The sequence below is a fragment of the Streptomyces carminius genome, from assembly GCF_002794255.1.
Classification (GTDB): Bacteria; Actinomycetota; Actinomycetes; order Streptomycetales; family Streptomycetaceae; genus Streptomyces; species Streptomyces carminius.
In genome coordinates this window covers 427,421-444,210 of record NZ_PGGW01000069.1, presented here as the reverse complement: position 1 = coordinate 444,210, position 16,790 = coordinate 427,421, and the positions used below count along the sequence as shown (strand labels likewise).

Sequence of the window (16,790 nt, the reverse complement as noted above, 5' to 3'; positions counted from 1 at the left end):
AAGAGCCCGCGCGCGGCCTCCCCGAAGCCGTGACCTCCGCGATACATACCCGGCATACCCGATGGTCTGCCCGGTCGGAGGGGTGCGGGCCACCGTACGAAGGCGCCCGCTCGCCCTTCCGGGCGAACGGGCGCCTGCCGCCGGCGGGCGGATCCGTGCCCCGCGCCGGTGCCCCCGGCCCGGCCCCGGTACGGCGTCCGCCGCCCGCCCTCCGCTACTTCTTGCCCTTGCTGTCGCCGCCGCCGCCGTCGGAGTCGGAGGAGAGCGCGGCGATGAAGGCCTCCTGGGGGACCTCCACCCGGCCCACCACCTTCATGCGCTTCTTGCCCTCCTTCTGCTTCTCCAGCAGCTTCCGCTTGCGGGAGATGTCGCCGCCGTAGCACTTGGCGAGCACGTCCTTGCGGATGGCCCGCACCGTCTCGCGGGCGATGACGCGCGAGCCGATGGCGGCCTGGATGGGCACCTCGAACTGCTGCCGCGGGATGAGCTCGCGCAGCTTGGAGGCCATCCTGACCCCGTAGCTGTACGCCTTGTCCTTGTGGACGATGGCCGAGAAGGCGTCCACCTTGTCGCCGTGCAGCAGGATGTCGACCTTCACCAGGTCGGCGGTCTGCTCCCCGGTGGGCTCGTAGTCCAGCGAGGCGTAGCCGCGGGTCTTGGACTTGAGCGCGTCGAAGAAGTCGAAGACGATCTCCGCCAGCGGGAGGGTGTAGCGCAGCTCGACGCGCTCCTCGGAGAGGTAGTCCATGCCCAGCAGGTTGCCGCGCCGGGACTGGCACAGCTCCATGACCGCGCCGACGAAGTCGTTGGGGGTCAGGACCGTCGCGCGGACCACCGGCTCGTGCACCTGGGCGACCTTGCCCGTGGGGTACTCGCTGGGGTTGGTGACGACGTGCTCGGTGCCGTCCTCCATGTCCACGCGGTAGATCACGTTGGGCGCGGTGGCGATCAGGTCGAGGCCGAACTCGCGCTCCAGCCGCTCGCGGATCACCTCCAGGTGCAGCAGGCCCAGGAAGCCCACCCGGAAGCCGAAGCCCAGCGCGGCGGACGTCTCCGGCTCGTAGACCAGCGCGGCGTCGTTGAGCTGGAGCTTGTCCAGGGCGTCGCGCAGCTCGGGGTAGTCCGAGCCGTCCAGCGGGTACAGCCCGGAGTACACCATCGGCTTGGGGTCCTTGTAGCCGCCCAGCGCCTCGGTGGCCCCCTTGGAGAACTGGGTGATGGTGTCGCCGACCTTGGACTGGCGGACGTCCTTCACCCCGGTGATCAGATAGCCCACCTCGCCGACGGACAGCCCGTCGGCGGGCAGCATCTCCGGGCTGTTGGTGCCGATCTCCAGCAGCTCGTGGGTGGCGTTGGTGGACATCATCCTGATGCGCTCGCGCCGGGAGAGCTTCCCGTCGACGACCTTCACATAGGTCACCACGCCGCGGTAGGCGTCGTAGACCGAGTCGAAGATCATCGCGCGGGCGGGGGCGTCGGCGACGCCGACCGGGGCCGGGACCTGCCGGACGACCTCGTTCAGCAGCGCCTCGACGCCCTCGCCGGTCTTGGCGGAGACCTTCAGCACCTCCGCCGGGTCGCAGCCGATGAGGTGCGCCAGCTCGGCGGCGAACTTCTCCGGCTGGGCGGCCGGCAGGTCGATCTTGTTGAGGACCGGGATGATCGTGAGGTCGTTCTCCATCGCCAGGTAGAGGTTGGCCAGCGTCTGGGCCTCGATGCCCTGGGCGGCGTCCACCAGCAGGATGCATCCCTCGCAGGCGGCCAGCGAGCGGGACACCTCGTAGGTGAAGTCGACGTGTCCCGGGGTGTCGATCATGTTGAGGATGTGGGTGGTCCCCTTGTCCTCGCCCTCGGAGGGCGCCCACGGCAGACGGACCGCCTGGGACTTGATCGTGATGCCGCGCTCACGCTCGATGTCCATGCGGTCGAGGTACTGGGCACGCATCTGGCGCTGCTCGACGACGCCGGTGAGCTGGAGCATCCGGTCGGCGAGAGTCGACTTGCCGTGGTCGATGTGCGCGATGATGCAGAAGTTGCGGATCAGCGCCGGGTCGGTACGGCTCGGCTCCGGCACGTTCGAAGGGGTCGCGGGCAACGCAGGGTCCTGTCGGGTCATGGCTCGGGTCGATACGTCTCCCCCATCGTCCCACGAGCGGCGCGTCCGGTCCGGTTTGGGCGGCGATCAGGCCTGCTGGTAGCCTGACCCACTGTGTCTTGTGCCCTCGCGGCACCGGCTCCGGTGCGGCAGGACGCGCCGGGAGACGGCCGGACGGGAGGGGCGCGGCCACCGTGCCAGGGCACCGCACCACACCCAACCCACTTTTCTGAGAAGGCTCCTTCGTGGCGAACATCAAGTCCCAGATCAAGCGGATCAAGACCAACGAGAAGGCCCGCCAGCGCAACAAGGCGGTCAAGTCCGAGCTGAAGACCGCGATCCGCCGCACCCGTGAGGCGATCGCCGCCGGTGACGCGGAGAAGGCCGTCGAGGCCGCGCGCGTGGCGGGCCGGAAGCTCGACAAGGCCGCCAGCAAGGGCGTCATCCACAAGAACCAGGCCGCCAACAAGAAGTCGGCGCTCGCCCAGAAGGTCTCCGCTCTCCAGGGCTGATTCCTCGGGGCCCCTCGGGACCGGCCTTCCCGGCCCGGGGCCGTACGGATCTCAGCGGACCCTCTCACCGCTCCGTACCGGCCCACCCCGCGCCGCACGCGGCCTGCGTTCGCCACGCGGGTGCGGCGCACCACAGAGCACCGGGCCGAAGGGCCCGCCCGTACCGCCCGCCGTGATCCCCCACGGCGGGCGGTACGCGTTTCGTGCCCCCGCCCTCCCCCCACCCGGTCACACTCCCGCACTCCCGTACGTCAGAGAGACGGCGGATGACATCCGCGCCACCGCGATCAGCGGCGGTATCCGAAAGCGTCGCGACACGGCGACGCGTAAGGAGAGAGATCGTGCGGACACGTATGAAGAACCCGGCCGTGGTCATCCCCGAGGCCGGGAAGGCCGTTCCCGCGCTGATGCGGGCCATCGGGTCGGGAGGAGTGGCGCAGAGCACCCTGGAACTGGTGCACCTGCGCGCCAGCCAGATCAACGGCTGCGGCGTCTGCGTGGTGGGAGGCGTACGCAGTGCCCGGAAGGCGGGCGTGGACGAGGACCGGCTCGCCGCGCTGGCGGCCTGGCGGGAGACGCCCTTCTTCACCGGCGCCGAGCGTGCCGCGCTGGCGCTGGCGGAGGCCGCCACCCGGCTCGGCGACACGGCCGACCCGGTGCCGGACCCGGTCTGGGACGAGGCCGCCCGGCACTACGACGAGCGGGGACTGGCCTCCCTCGTCCTCATGATCGGCGTGACCAACCTCTTCAACCGTCTCAACGCCGTCACCCGGCAGACGGCCGGACAGCAGTCCTGGGAGCAGTCCTGATCCGGCGCGGGCCCGCACCCGGCACGGGCCCCGGCACGACGAGAGGACGGTGACGGTACCGGTGAGCGAGGACGAACTCCTGGCCCGGCGTTTCGAGGAGCACCGCGCCCACCTGCGGGCGGTGGCCTACCGGATGCTCGGTTCGCTGAGCGAGGCGGACGACGCCGTCCAGGAGGCCTGGTTCAGGCTCAGCCGCACCGGCGGCGACGGCGTCGGGAACCTGGGCGGCTGGCTGACGACGGTGGTCGGGCGGGTGTGTCTGGACATGCTCCGCTCGCGCTCCTCGCGGCGCGAGGAGCCGATGGGGGTGCGCATGCCCGACCCCGTCGTCGACGGCCCGGACGGCACCGATCCCGAGCACCGGGCGCTGATCGCCGACTCGGTCGGTCTGGCACTGCTCGTGGTCCTGGAGTCCCTGTCACCCGCCGAGCGCCTCGCCTTCGTCCTCCACGACCTGTTCGCCGTGCCCTTCGACGAGATCGCACCCGTCGTCGGCCGCAGCCCGGCCGCGGCCCGGCAGCTCGCCAGCCGCGCCCGGCGGCGCGTGCGGGGCGAGGCTCCGGCACCCGACGCCGGTCCCGTCCGCCAGCGCGAGGTCGTCGACGCCTTCCTCACCGCCGCCCGCGGCGGCGATCTGGAGGCGCTCGTCGCGGTCCTCGACCCGGACGTCGTGGCCCGGTCCGACCGGGGTGGTCCGGTCCGCGGCGCGGCGGCCGTGGCCGGACAGGCGGTCACCTACGCGAGGTTCGCCCGGGCCGCGTACCCCGCGCTCGTCAACGGGGTCGCCGGATTCGTCGCGGTCGCGGAGGGACGGCCGGTCTCCGTCATGGCGTTCACGGTCACGCGCGGAAGGATCACCGCGATCGACTCCCTCACCGACCCCGAGCGCCTCGCCCGGCTCGACCTGCGGGCGCCCGGCGTCTGAGGGCGCCCGCCGGGGGGCGCGTCCCGCCGGGGGCGCGTCCCGCCGGGGCTTCGTCCCCAGGCGGGGCGCGGCCTCGCCCGCGGGGCGCGCCCTCAGCGGGAGCGTGCCGCCCGGGCGACGGCCATGACCGCCTTCTCCAGGGCGTACTCCGGATCGTCCCCGCCGCCCTTGACCGCCCCGTCCGCCTCCGCCACCGCGCGCAGCGCCACGGCCACCCCGTCCGCCGACCAGCCGCGCAACTGCTGGCGGACCCGGTCGATCTTCCACGGCGGCATGCCCAGCTCCCGGGCCAGATCGCCGGGGCGCATGCCGCGCGGGGCGTCCAGCAGCTTGCCGATGGCCCGCACCCCCTGCGCCAGGGCGCTGACGACCAGCACCGGGGCGACCCCCGTGGACAGCGACCAGCGCAGCGCCTCCAGCGCCTCGGGCAGCCGGCCCTCCACCGCCCGGTCGGCGATGGTGAAACTGGACGCCTCGGCCCGGCCGCTGTAGTAGCGGGCGACGACGGCCTCGTCGATGGTGCCCTCGATGTCGGCGACGAGCTGGGAGCAGGCGCCGGCCAGCTCGCGCAGATCGCTGCCGAGGGCGTCCACCAGCGCCTGGCACGCCTCGGGGGTGGCCGAGCGGCCGAAGGCCCGGAACTCGCCCCGCACGAACGCCTGCCGGTCGGCGGGCTTGGTCATCTTCGGACAGGCCACCTCGCGGGCGCCCGCCTTGCGCGCGGCGTCCAGCAACCCCTTGCCCCGGGCGCCGCCCGCGTGCAGCAGCACCAGGGTGATCTCCTCGGCCGGGGCCTTCAGATACTCCTTGACGTCCTTGACGGTGTCCGCCGCCAGATCCTGCGCGTCCCGCACGACCACGACCTTGCGCTCGGCGAACAGCGAGGGGCTGGTCAGCTCGGCGAGGGTGCCGGGCCGCAGGTCGGGGGAGGCCAGCTCGCGCACGTCGGTGTCGGCGTCGGCGGCGCGGGCCGCGTCGACCACCTCGCGCACCGCGCGGTCGAGCAGCAGGTCCTCCTGGCCCACCGCGAGCGTGACGGGGGCGAGCGGATCGCCGGATACGGACTTCCTGGATGTTCTGGCTGCCATCGCCGACAGCATCCCACGCCCCGGCGGCCCCGCACCTCGGCGGCGCCACGCCCTGTCCCACAATGGCGCGGTGAGCAGCGACACCCGACCCGTACGACACATCCTGGTGCTCCCCGACCGCGACACCGCCGAGGAGGCGGCCGGGGAACTGGCCGACCGGCTCGGCCTGCCGGAGGAACCGCGCCCGATACGCGAGGCGCTGGCCGGCGAGGACGACGCCGAGGACGCCCAGTGGCTCCTCGTCCTCGACGACCCCGGCGGCGCGTACGACCCGGCCGGGCTGGACGCCCTCGCCGCGGAGTACGAGGGCTGGCTGGAACGGGACTGACCCGGGCGCGCCGCGCGAGGAGCGGCGCGTCCGGATCAGCCCCGCTCCCCCGTCCCGCCCGGTGCGCCCGTCCCGGCGGACGCCGCGCGCAGCAGCCGGAGCTGGCCGATCTCGGCGGCGTTCTTCATCAGCTCCGCGTTCACCCAGGCCGCCGTGTCGGCGACCGTACGAGCGGGGTCGCCCTGCCAGGGGAAGGGGGCGGTGGCGTCCAGCTCCGCGTCGGTGAGCCGGTCCAGCACCACCAGCCACTCCGCGCGCAGGCCGCGCAGCCACTCCACGGCGGCCCGCCCGCTCCCCGGCCAGACGACCTCGGTCCGCTCCCGCGGCGTCCGCCCCGCCGCGTGGTCGGCGGCCGTGCCCCACCACCAGCCGATGTGCCAGCTGAGCCAGGCGATCGTGGGGACCGGTACGGGATCGGGCTCGGTCTCCGCCCAGTCCGGCACCCAGCGGCCCCCGGGATCCCGGCGCACCGTCCAGCAGTGGGCCGCGGGCTCCCACCGGAAGTCCTCCTCCACCAGCCGCTCCAGGTGGTACTCCAGCAGCGCCCAGGTCAGGTCGAACTGCCGGCGCAGCAGATCACGTCGGGACGATTCCACCCTCCGACCCTGGCACACCGTCCCCCGGGCCGGGAAACGGTTTGCCGGGCGACGGGCCGGTGACGGAGCCCGGCCCTCCGGTGAACCCCCGGTGAAGCCTGGGGCACCCCGGTTTCCACGGCGACCGGCGGACGTACATTCCCCTCACCCCCGTCCCGCCCCCCACTCCCCCTTCCGACCACCAGTGCGAGGTACCCCGTGGAGTGGCTGTCCGCCGAGACCGTGCTCGGCACCCTCGGCATCGTCGCGACCGTCACCGTCATGGCCTACGACCGGCTCCGGCCGGGCCGCCGCCGCATCGGCTACCGCGTCCAGATGGACACCGCGATCGGCTCCGACACCCGCCCCGGCCGGGCCGGCGCCCGGCTCGGCCTGTTCGGCGACGACCGGGAGCTGACCGACGCCACCCTGGTGCTGCTGCGCATCGAGAACGACGGGGTCAAGGACATCGCCCGGGCCGACTACGAGGTGCCGCTGTGCGCGGTGTTCACCGGCCGCCGGGTGCTCGGGGTCGCCGTCACCGATCCCAGCCCGCCCGGGCTGATGGAACGGCTCACTCCCGAGAACGGCCTGCGCTACGAGGGCGGCCGGGTCCGTGTCCCCAACGTCCCGCTGAACACCGGGGACCACTTCAAGCTGCTGGTCCTGCTCACCGGCGGCGGACTGGACGGCGACGTACGGCTGGAGGGCACGGTCAACGAGGGCCGCATCCGGCCCAACCGCCAGTACCGCGGTCCGCGCGCCCTCTACCTCGGGCTCGCCGCTTTCCTCATCCTGATCACCGGCGTCGGCACCGGGATGCAACTGGAGGGCCCGCCTCCCCCACTGGAGTGCACCACCGGCGAGCTCACCGTGCTGGGCTCCACCGCGTTCGCCCCGGTGGTGGCGGAGGTCGGCAGGGCGTACGAGGAGGACTGCGAGGGCGCCGGGATCACCGTGGCGGCCGAGGGCAGCCTCGGCGGCATACGCCGGCTCGACTCCCTCGGCCGCGCCGCGAAGGACGGCGCCCCGCCCGCCGTCGCGCTGTCCGACGGCCCCGCCCCGGACGGCTACCCGCGGCTGCGCGCGCACCCGGTGGCGGTGACCGTGTTCGCGGTGGTGGTCAACGAGCGGACCGGGGTGCGGGACATCTCCACGGCCGAGCTGCGCCGCCTCTACTCGGGGGAGGTCCGCAACTGGCGGGAGGTCGGCGGGGCGGACCTCCCGGTCAGCCTGGTCAGCCGGGACTCGGAGTCCGGCACCCGGAGCGCCTTCCAGCGGCGGGTGCTCGACGGCTTCGAGCCCGGTGTCTCCTCCGGCGACTGCCGCCGCCGGGACGACCCCCGCGCCAGGGTCCTCCGCTGCGAGCGCGGTGACACCCGGCAGGTGCTGGAGACCGTACGGCGGGTGCCGGGGGCGATCGGCTACGCCGAGCTCCGGGCGGCCACCGGCACCGAGGGCGTCACCCTGCTCCGGCTGGACGGCACCGCGCCGGACACCGGGGCGATCGGCCCGAACCGGCGGCAGGGCGCACAGGGCGGGCGGGACAGCCAGGACGCGGGCGGCAAGCCGTACCCCTACTGGGAGGTCGAGTACGCCCACACCTACACCCAGCCGCCCGCCGACTCGCTGACCTCGAAGTTCCTCGACTACCTGGGCGGCGGCACCGCGCAGAACATCCTGCGCGCCCACGGCCTGCTGCCCTGCGCCGCCCCGGCGAACCAGGCGCTGTGCCACCGGGGGTGAGGCATCGCGCCTCACCCGAAGGAGTGAGGCGCGGAAAATCGCACTGGATTTCTCCGCCCCGGAGGGCAACCCCACCCCCACCCCACCCTGTTGAACCGGTTGTGAGAGGGACCGCACGGACAGGAACGCGATGGCAGGGACACAGCCGGGGACACCGTGGTGACGGACGCGGCGCCGGGCTTCGAGGAGTTCGTCACGGCGCGCGGCCCCCGGCTGCTGCGGGTCGCCTGGCTGCTGACGGGCGACGCCCATCTGGCGGAGGACCTGCTGCAGACGGTGCTGGCCAGGATGTGGCCCAGATGGCACCGGATCGCGGACGAGAACCCGGAGGCGTACGCCCGCAAGGCCCTGGTGAACACCAGCACCTCGTGGTGGCAGCGCCGCTGGCACGGCGAGCTGCCCCACGGCGAGCTGCCGGAACGGGCCGCGGACGACGCCTTCGCGGCGGTCGATCTGGAGCACTCGCTGGCCGCGGCCGTACGGCTGCTGCCGCCTCGACAGCGGGCGGTGATCGTGCTGCGCTATTTCGAGGACCTGAGCGTGGCCGAGACCGCGCGGCTGCTGGGCTGCCGGCCGGGCACGGTCAAGAGTCAGGCCGCCAAGGCCCTGCGCGTCCTGCACGGCCGGCTGGCCCCGCACCTGGGCACCGGCGCCACCTCGGACACGGAAGGCGGTGACCGCTGTGCACGGCGCTGATCCGGAGCCGCCCGAGGGCGCGGAACGGGAGCTGCGGCTGCTGCTGGAGCGCGGGGTCCCGCAGCCGGCCGCACCGGCGGAGCGGATGGGACGGGTACGCCGGCGGGTGGCGCTGCGGCGCCGCCGCCGGGTGGCGGTGCTGACGGCCGCGGCGAGCGCCGCGGCGGCCGTCGTGCTCGCCGTGTCGCTGCGCCCGGTGGTCACCGACGGGGTGCCGGACGATCGGGTGGCGCCGGCCGCCTCCTCGTCGGCCGGTGCCGGGGAGGCGGCGCTCCGCCTGTCCGGCACCTTCGAGCTGCGGCTGCGGCTGCCCGGCGGCTGGCACGCCGGGACGGTGCCGGGCACCCGGGCGGCGCTGGGCTTCGCCGCCGACCGGCCGCTGAGCGGTGGCGGCCCCTGCCCGGCCGCCCGCGCCTACGTACTCGACTGCGCCCCCGTCCCCGCACTGGCCCCGAACGGGGCACTGATCGCCTTCCAGCAGATGACCGCGCCGCCCGGCGGCGAGGACGTGGCGCCGAAGGGGACGTTCACGGCCGGGGAGCCGCGCCCACCCGAGAAGGACTGCCGTGTCCTGGGCGGCGACCGGGAGCTGACCGCCTGGGCCGAGGTCCTCACCGGCGCGGACGAACCCGCCCTCTTCCAGGCCCGCGTCTGCCTCGGCGGCGCGTCGGACAGGACGCTCGCCGAGGTCAGGAAGATCCTCGCCACCGCCACCTTCCACGGTGTCCCGGCACCCGTTCCGCCCGAGGGAGGCGCCACCTTCCCCAACGCCCCCACAATCGCCCCTCCCGGGGTGGAGAACAGCTGACGCCCTTCTTCCCCTCCCACCGATCCCCCGACCGACCACTCGTTCGCCCCTCCTCCGGAAAGGCACCTCATCGATGTCCGCTATGTCCGCACGTGTCCCCGTCGTTCTGCTGACCGCGGCCGCCCTGGGCCTGCTGTCCGGCTGCGGCAGCGGCGACAGTGACGCCGCGGTCCAGGACCGGCCCCTGTCCGCCGTCGTCCCGGCCGAGGGGGGATCCGCGGGCTCCGCCCCGGCCGAGGCGGAGCGGCTGCACCGGCAACTGCCCGGCCTGGGTCCGAAGACCCTGGCCCAGGTGCCGGCGGACACCCGCCAGGCCGTGGTGGTGACCGGCGAGGACCGGGACTCGCCGAAGTCCGCCGTCGTCCTCTACGAGCGCACCGCCGACGGCTGGCGGGCCGGCAAGGAGTGGCCCGCGCACAACGCGCTGAAGGGCTGGACCGACGACCACCGCCTGGGCGATCTGCGCTCCCCCATCGGCGTGTTCACCCTCAGCGACGCCGGCGGCCGTCTCCCGGACCCGGGCACCGAGCTGCCGTACGACCGCTCCGGCGCCTTCACCATCGACGGCACCGGCTTCGAGGGCGAGCCGCTGGCGGGCTCCTTCGACTACGTGGTGGCCATCGACTACAACCGCGCACCGGGCACCTCCCCACTGGACTGGACCCGCCCCCTGGGCGCGCACAAGGGCGGCGGCATCTGGATCCACGTGGACCACGAGGGCCCCACCAAGGGCTGCGTCAGCCTGGCCAAAACCCACATGAAGGAGCTGCTGCGCGCCCTCGACCCGGACCTGAACCCGGTGGTGGTGATGGGCGACACCGCGTCCCTGCGCCGCTGAGCGCGGCACGGCGGCGTCGTGTTCCCTCTGCCGGGTGAGCGGACCCGCGATCGCTGCGTCACCGCAATGGCGGGAATACCGTTCTGAGGGTCAGGGTCGTTCAGAACGGGTGGGGTCATCATGGCTGGAGACGCGGACACGTACATCGGCAGCCGACTGCGCGAGGTGCGGAAGCGGCGCGGTCTCACGCAGCGAAGGCTGGCTGCCGCCTCCGGTGTCTCCCTGTCCCTGATCCGCAAGCTGGAGCAGGGGGAGCTGCGGGCCACCCGCCTGGAGACCGCCCGGCGGCTGGCAGTCGCGCTTCATGTCCCCACCTCGCGGCTCATCGTCCGCGACGCGGACCGCGCGGACGCCGCCACGGCCGACCGGTGGGATCCCGTACGGCGGGCTCTGACGAGTCCCGCCCCGTCCGCCGAGCCGGACGAGGAGCCCACGGCGCGGGGAGTATGCGACACGCTCCAAGCCGCGATGCCGTTGTTCACCGACGACCGGTTCGCCGAACTCGCCGAGGTCCTGCCCCCGCTGCTGCACGATGCCGAAGCCCTTGCGGAGGCTGATGGGAGCGCGCGCGCCGCGCGGAGCCGTCTGCTGCAGCTGACCGGCTGGCTGCTCACCCAGAACCGCCAGTACGCGGCCGCGTCGCAGGCACTGGAGCGCTCTCTGGAGATCTGCGACGACCGTTTGCAGGCCGCGACGACCGTCAGCACCCGGTGCTGGTTGCTGCTCCGGCAGGGGCAGCTCGATCAGGCACGTGCCCTGGCCGCCCGGTGGGCCGATGATCTGGAGCCGCGCCTGTCCCGGGCCACTCCATCCGAGTTGAGCACCTGGGGCTGGCTGCTGCTGCGGCTGTCCGCCGCGGCGGTACGGGACAACCGCCCCGACAAGGCCGAGGACGCCCTGCGTCTGGCCCGGGCAGCAGCGGCCGCGCTCGGCCATGAGCACACCCCCGCCGGTGACTTCCTGCGCACGTTCGGCCCGATGACGGTGGCTTTCAAACGGGCGGAGAACGCCTCGGTCACGGACCGGCCGGATCAGGTCCTCAAGCTCGCCGCGGCCATCCCGGTCAACGGTATGCGGACCACCTCCAACAACCGCAACAGGCATCTGCTGGACGTGGCGAACGCGCACACCGCAATGCGGCAGTACGCCGAGGCAGTCGATGTTCTCACCGGTCTCCACGCCGCGTCTCCGCAGTGGCTGCCGAACCAGCGCTATGCCCGGGACATCCTGAGCCGCGTCGTCAACCGGCGACGTACCCTGACGCCGCAGACGAGAGAGCTGGCCGACGCGATCGGCGTGCCGCTGTAACAGCTACTGGCACCTCGATCCGAGATCCGTCGAAGTGCCATTGGACGCGACACGGAGCAACCGTACGGTCACCGCATGAACGCTGATGAACGCATGCGGACCGGAGTACCGGACGAGACCGGTCCCTCCCCGGACACCGCCCCCGTTGATGTGGCCGCTGTGCGGCGGGTGATCGACCGGGCGCCGGTGCAGGGTCCGCTGCGGCGGCACGAGGAGTACGCGGCGCTGGAGCGGGCGCTGTGCGGGCACATCGAGGCGCTGCTGCCGCACGTGGCGGCGGCCACTACGCGGCTGCCGCGCGGCGCGGTGGACCGGTACCGGCGCCGGGCCTGGCTGGACGGGGTACGCGTCCGCCTCGCCCACGGTCTGGGCGACGGACTGGTCTCCGCGCACACCCAGGTCACCGCGCTCGCCCGGGACTGCCGCACACTGCTCCACCACTACCGCGCACAGCAGCGGGACCGGCACGGGCGGCAGCCCGGACAGCGCCGGGAGGCCGACCGGTGACCGCCCCCACACCGCCGGCCGTCTCCGGCGAGGTTCCCGGGGACGAGGTGCTGCGCCGCCTCGGACGGCAGGTCAAGGCGCTGCGCCGCCGCACGAAGCTGGAGCGCCAGGAGCTGGGCGAGAAGATCGGCTACAGCGCCTCCCAGGTCGCCGCCGTCGAACTGGGGCGGCGCGTCCCACAGCCGGAGTTCCTCACCGGTGCCGACGCCGCCCTGGACACCGGCGGCGCGCTGGGCGCCGTCACCGACCTGGTCGCGTACCTCCGCATCGGCAGCCCCGTCAGCGGGGAGCCCGAACAGGTGGCCGTCCGGCAGGAGTACGCCGCTCTGACCGTCCCCGAGCCGCTGCGCACCCCCGCCTACGCCCGTGCCGTCCTGGAGATGGTCCGTCCCCTGCTGGACGAGCCCGCCATCGAACAGCGCCGGCCGCCCAGTCCGCCCGGCCCCCGGCCGCACAGTTGAGCTGTGTGCTGGAGGAGGCCGTCCTGCACCGCCCCTGCGGCGGCCCCCGCATCCTGCGCGACCAGCTCGCCCACCTGCTGGAGGCCGCCCGGCAGCGGCATGTGGAGGTGCAGATCCTCCCCACCGCCGTGACCGACCACGCCGCCGCCGAGGGCCCCTTCACCCTGCTGGAACCGGTCGGCGCACACGCCACCGTCGCCCGTACCGGCGGCCGCCTCACCACAAACCGCACCACCGTCCGCACCCTCCAGCAGCGCTACGCCGCCCTCCGCGCCCAGGCCCACAGCCCCGCCGCCTCCCGCACCCTCGTCGAGAACGCCCTCGGCGCCCTCAGGGCGATATGAGCGCATCCCGCCGGGCGCGCCCGGGGTGCACGCCCTTCTGCTTCCGTACGCCCCCGGGGCTCCGGGTGCGCCCGGCCCGGTCCGCTGCTTCGCTGTCCGGGGCGTGTCCGCCCCGGACACCCACCGCACCCCGCACCGGCACCCGCAGCGAAGGGACACCCATGGCCGAATCCCCTCTCACCGCCGCGCGGTTCACGCCCCGGCTCCCCGGCCCCGCGACGCGGGTCACCCTCCCGGACGGCAGCCGGCCCTGGGTGGTCAGCCGCTACGCGGACGTGCGCACCGTCCTGTCGGACCCCCGCTTCTCCGCGGACGACCAGCGGCCCGGTTTCCCCCGCATCATCTCGCTGCCGCCCGCTCCGGGCTGGCTGTCCTTCCTGCGGATGGACCCGCCGCGCCACACCGTGCTGCGGCGGACGCTGACCGCGCACTTCACCGTCCGCCGCAGCGAGACGCTGCGCCCCGAGGTCGAACGGGTCACGGACGGACTGCTGGACGCCATGGCGGAGAGCGGCCCTCCGGCGGATCTCGTCGAGTGCTTCGCGCTGCCGCTTCCCTCCCTGGTCATCTGCCGCCTGCTGGGCGTGCCCTACGAGGACCACCCGATGTTCCAGGAGCACAGCCGGAACATCACGGCGACGGACATCCCCCAGGAGACGGCTCTCGCGTCCGCCGACCGCATGGAGCGGTACTTCGCGGAGCTGCTTGCGGCCAGGCATGCCCGCCCCGGCGACGACCTGATCAGCCTGGTGCTGGCCCAGCAGAAGGCCGCGGCGGTCACCGACGAGGAGATCATCGCCATGGCCCGGCTGATGCTCGTGGCGGGGCACGGGACGATGGCCGACATGATCGGCATGTCCGTGCTGACCCTGCTGCGGGAGCCGGAGCGGGCCGAGGAGCTGCGCGCCGCACCGGAGCTGCTCCGGCCGGCGGTGGAGGAGCTGATGCGCTACCTCAGCGTCGTGCGCAACGCCATCACCCGGGTGGCCACCGCGGACGTCCGGCTGAGCGACACGGTGGTCGCGGCGGGCGAGGGCGTCATCGTGGAACTGTGCGGCGCCAACCACGACGGCGAGGTCTTCCCCGAGCCCGGCCGGTTCGATCCGCACCGCGATCCCCGCGGCCATGTCGGCTTCGGCTACGGCATCCACCAGTGCATCGGCCAGGCCCTGGCCCGGGTCGAGCTCCAGGTGGCGCTGGGCGGTCTGCTGCGCCGCTTCCCGGGTCTGCGCCTGGCCGCCGTGCCGGAGGAGATCGTCATCCACGACCAGGCGGTGGTAGCCGGCCCCAACACACTGCCGGTCACCTGGTGACGGGGCGCGCGGCGGCGTTCGTGCACGTCGATCCGGAGCGCTGCTGCTGCTCGGGGATGTGCGTACTGACCGCGCCGGAGGTCTTCGACCAGTCCGGGGAGGACGGCAGCGTACGGCTGCGCCGCCCGGAGCCGCCCGAACACCTGCTGCCCGCCGTCCGCCGGGCGGCGGACCTCTGCCCGAGCCGGGCGATCACCCTCGTCACCCCCGGCCCGTGACGCCGTACGGTCCGGACCGGGGCCGAGGAGCCCGCCGGAGCAGTCGTACGGCGGCCCGGCCGGTCGGCAGTACCATCCGACATGGCCTACGTGATCACTGACGCTCGCCCCGAGGACGCCGAGACGCTGGGTCCCCTGCACCTGCGGAACTGGTTGCGGACCTACCTCAATCCGGATGCCGGGATCGACGAGTCCTGGATCCGGGAGCATCGCGGTTCGTCCGCCACGACGGAGGGCATCGCGGAGTGGCGGGAGTTCATCGAGGGGACGAGCCGGTACCCCGACCTGCGCTTCTGCCGTGTCGTCCGGTCCGGGCCGGAGATCGTCGGCTATCTCCGCGGCCACCGGGAGGAGACGGTCACCCTCGGACCGATGTATCTGCTGGACCACGCCCAGGGCCACGGGCTCGGCGGCCGCATGATGACCGAGTTCCTCGCCTGGGCAGGACCTGCGCGCATCCGCCTGGGAGTCGCCGACTACAACGAACGCGCCATCCGGTTCTACCGGCGCCACGGCTTCGAGATCGCGGGTGAGCGTTACCTCTGGCGAGGAAGAATGCCCACCCTGCCCATGACCCGCGAGGCCCCGTCGGCCGGCGGACCCGGCTGAGTCGGGCGAGGCGAGGCCGGCATGTGCGGCAACAACCCCTGCCAACAGCAGGCCGACGGGCAGGCCCGCATCGGACCGTGCCCGGTCCCCGCCCCGTCCGGCACGGAACGGAAGGCGAGCACGCATGAGGACACGCTGCGTCGTTCCCGACATCGGCGGCGTACTGGAGATCACTCCGGCGACAGCCGGCAGCAAAACCTGCTTCTGGACCTGAGGAGCGGAGCTGGTTGGTGCGCTCTGGGCACGGCCACGGAGTTCACCACCCTCATTCGGGCCGCCGGCGAACGCGGGATCGTTCTTTGTCCGTCTGGCCGCATGCGCCCGCGGACGGTCAGCACCCCGATCTCCACGCGACGGCAAGCACCCTGAAAAGTTACAGGTACTCCACGCGACGAAAGCGCCCCAGACTGTGCCGTCGGATGCCGCAAGGCCGGTGCACGGCGAGTCGCGCAGTCAGCAGCCGGGTCCATGGCGACGAGCGCGTCAGCACAGAACCAAGGCAACGAGCTCAACAGGGGCACCGTGCACATCACCAACCAGGGCGTAGCGAACCGGCCGGCACGCCCTCCCGGGAAACTCGACCGAAGGAGTGCCGTGTTCAGAACGAGAGCAAGACCCCAGGCGGACTCGATACCGTCCGCCGGTCCGCGCCCATGGAGCCGGTGGCGGCCGGCCACCGCGCTGAGAGCCTGGATGGTGGGGCTCGTCGTCGCCATGGCGACGATCCTCGTGGCGACGCCCGCGTTGGCCGCGCCGTCCACCCCGGACTTCGGGCCGGCCATCGACGCGTATGCCGCCAACGACCCCCAGGACACCTGTGATCCGACAGTCAAGCCGGGCGCTCTGGGTCTCCGGGACCTGCTCAACGAGGCGTACGGCTCTCACACTTCCTACTTCACCCGCGCCTGCGACGACGGTGGCACGAGTGAGCACAAGGAAGGCCGTGCGCTGGACTACATGCTCAACTACCACGACTCCGGTGAGCGCGCCGTCGCCGAGGACATCCTCACCTGGCTGCTGAAGACGGACAGGCACGGCAACAAGCACGCCAACGCCCGGCGGCTCGGGATCATGTACCTGATCTGGAACGACCAGATCTGGTCGTCGAGCCGAGCCGCGGACGGGTGGCGGGAGTACAACGGCAGCAATCCGCACAGGGACCACATCCACTTCAGTCTCAGCTGGGCTGGTGCCCGCAAGCAGACAAGCTGGTGGCAGTGGGAGGAGCCCGGAAGGACCACTCACAGCGTGACGGGTGACTCCTTCACCGACCTGGTGGCGTCGAAGCCGGACGGCACGATGTGGCTGTACTCCAACAACTTCCTGCGTGACGACGGCGCGCCGTACGGCAGCGGCCGCCAGATCGGCCACGGCTGGAACAACTTCGACCGCATCATCGCAGCCGACGCAACCGGTGACGGATTCACCGACCTGGTGGCACTGAAACCCGACGGCACAATGTGGCTGTACTCCAACAACTTCATCCGCGACGACGGCGCACCATACGGCAGCGGCCGCCAAATCGGCCACGGCTGGAACAACTTCGACCGCATCATCGCAGCCGACGCAACCGGTGACGGATTCACCGACCTGGTGGCACTGAAACCCGA

General features: G+C 73.0%; 19 protein-coding genes. 16 read left to right on the top strand and 3 right to left on the bottom strand.

Annotated elements, in window-relative coordinates:
* Window positions 1-214: 214 nt before the first annotated feature.
* Window positions 215-2,095: a translation elongation factor 4 gene (gene lepA / locus CUT44_RS28930; RefSeq protein WP_100204904.1), complete on the bottom strand. Its 1,881-nt coding sequence runs from the start codon at window positions 2,093-2,095 to the stop codon at window positions 215-217.
* 245 nt (window positions 2,096-2,340) lie between these two features.
* On the opposite strand from lepA, the gene rpsT reads away from it, so the two are divergent.
* From rpsT to CUT44_RS28915, 3 genes are all read left to right on the top strand, one after another.
* Entirely contained in the window at window positions 2,341-2,607 is a 267-nt protein-coding gene (gene rpsT / locus CUT44_RS28925) for a 30S ribosomal protein S20 (RefSeq protein ID WP_100204903.1), read from the top strand.
* Between the two features lie 341 nt (window positions 2,608-2,948).
* A complete protein-coding gene (locus tag CUT44_RS28920) occupies window positions 2,949-3,416 on the top strand; it encodes a carboxymuconolactone decarboxylase family protein (protein ID WP_100204902.1) in 468 nt (155 codons plus the stop codon).
* A 61-nt stretch (window positions 3,417-3,477) separates the two neighbouring features.
* The gene (locus tag CUT44_RS28915) at window positions 3,478-4,341 is read left to right on the top strand and encodes a sigma-70 family RNA polymerase sigma factor (RefSeq protein WP_100205260.1); all 864 of its coding nucleotides are present in this window, start codon (window positions 3,478-3,480) and stop codon (window positions 4,339-4,341) included.
* Window positions 4,342-4,433: 92 nt separating this feature from the next.
* On the opposite strand, the gene holA is transcribed toward CUT44_RS28915, so the two are convergent.
* On the bottom strand, window positions 4,434-5,429 hold the full coding sequence (gene holA, locus CUT44_RS28910; protein ID WP_233221734.1) for a DNA polymerase III subunit delta: 996 nt from the start codon (window positions 5,427-5,429) through the stop codon (window positions 4,434-4,436).
* A 70-nt stretch (window positions 5,430-5,499) separates the two neighbouring features.
* On the opposite strand from holA, the gene CUT44_RS28905 reads away from it, so the two are divergent.
* Window positions 5,500-5,757, top strand: coding sequence for a hypothetical protein (locus CUT44_RS28905; RefSeq protein WP_100204900.1), 258 nt, complete (start codon window positions 5,500-5,502; stop codon window positions 5,755-5,757).
* A 35-nt stretch (window positions 5,758-5,792) separates the two neighbouring features.
* Here CUT44_RS28905 and CUT44_RS28900 read toward each other — a convergent pair whose 3' ends face one another.
* Entirely contained in the window at window positions 5,793-6,353 is a 561-nt protein-coding gene (locus CUT44_RS28900; RefSeq protein WP_100204899.1) for a DinB family protein, read from the bottom strand.
* A 198-nt stretch (window positions 6,354-6,551) separates the two neighbouring features.
* On the opposite strand from CUT44_RS28900, the gene CUT44_RS28895 reads away from it, so the two are divergent.
* From CUT44_RS28895 to CUT44_RS28845, 12 genes are all read left to right on the top strand, one after another.
* Window positions 6,552-8,078 carry a substrate-binding domain-containing protein gene (locus tag CUT44_RS28895; protein WP_100204898.1) on the top strand — a complete coding sequence of 509 codons (1,527 nt, stop codon included), beginning with the start codon at window positions 6,552-6,554 and terminating at the stop codon, window positions 8,076-8,078.
* A 159-nt stretch (window positions 8,079-8,237) separates the two neighbouring features.
* Entirely contained in the window at window positions 8,238-8,774 is a 537-nt protein-coding gene (locus tag CUT44_RS28890) for a SigE family RNA polymerase sigma factor (protein ID WP_100205259.1), read from the top strand.
* Entirely contained in the window at window positions 8,752-9,582 is an 831-nt protein-coding gene (locus CUT44_RS28885) for a hypothetical protein (protein WP_146252320.1), read from the top strand. Before CUT44_RS28890 ends, CUT44_RS28885 begins: the two co-directional genes overlap by 23 nt.
* 73 nt (window positions 9,583-9,655) lie before the next feature.
* Complete coding sequence (locus CUT44_RS28880; RefSeq protein ID WP_408646807.1) at window positions 9,656-10,420, top strand: L,D-transpeptidase family protein; 765 nt, start codon at window positions 9,656-9,658, stop codon at window positions 10,418-10,420.
* 120 nt (window positions 10,421-10,540) lie between these two features.
* On the top strand, window positions 10,541-11,728 hold the full coding sequence (locus CUT44_RS28875) for a helix-turn-helix domain-containing protein (protein WP_100204895.1): 1,188 nt from the start codon (window positions 10,541-10,543) through the stop codon (window positions 11,726-11,728).
* Between the two features lie 75 nt (window positions 11,729-11,803).
* Entirely contained in the window at window positions 11,804-12,235 is a 432-nt protein-coding gene (locus CUT44_RS33275; protein ID WP_158239682.1) for a DUF6415 family natural product biosynthesis protein, read from the top strand.
* Window positions 12,232-12,696, top strand: a complete 465-nt coding sequence (locus CUT44_RS33270) for a helix-turn-helix domain-containing protein (protein WP_158239681.1) — start codon at window positions 12,232-12,234, stop codon at window positions 12,694-12,696. Before CUT44_RS33275 ends, CUT44_RS33270 begins: the two co-directional genes overlap by 4 nt.
* Complete coding sequence (locus CUT44_RS28865) at window positions 12,693-13,040, top strand: Scr1 family TA system antitoxin-like transcriptional regulator (protein WP_332888297.1); 348 nt, start codon at window positions 12,693-12,695, stop codon at window positions 13,038-13,040. The genes CUT44_RS33270 and CUT44_RS28865 overlap by 4 nt, the downstream gene beginning before the upstream one ends.
* A 161-nt stretch (window positions 13,041-13,201) precedes the next feature.
* Window positions 13,202-14,353: a cytochrome P450 gene (locus CUT44_RS28860; protein ID WP_233221733.1), complete on the top strand. Its 1,152-nt coding sequence runs from the start codon at window positions 13,202-13,204 to the stop codon at window positions 14,351-14,353.
* Entirely contained in the window at window positions 14,350-14,571 is a 222-nt protein-coding gene (locus CUT44_RS28855) for a ferredoxin (protein ID WP_146252319.1), read from the top strand. Before CUT44_RS28860 ends, CUT44_RS28855 begins: the two co-directional genes overlap by 4 nt.
* A 90-nt stretch (window positions 14,572-14,661) precedes the next feature.
* Window positions 14,662-15,180: a GNAT family N-acetyltransferase gene (locus CUT44_RS28850; RefSeq protein ID WP_158239680.1), complete on the top strand. Its 519-nt coding sequence runs from the start codon at window positions 14,662-14,664 to the stop codon at window positions 15,178-15,180.
* 594 nt (window positions 15,181-15,774) lie between these two features.
* On the top strand, window positions 15,775-16,790 hold a 1,016-nt coding region (locus tag CUT44_RS28845), incomplete at its 3' end, for an FG-GAP repeat domain-containing protein (RefSeq protein ID WP_146252318.1).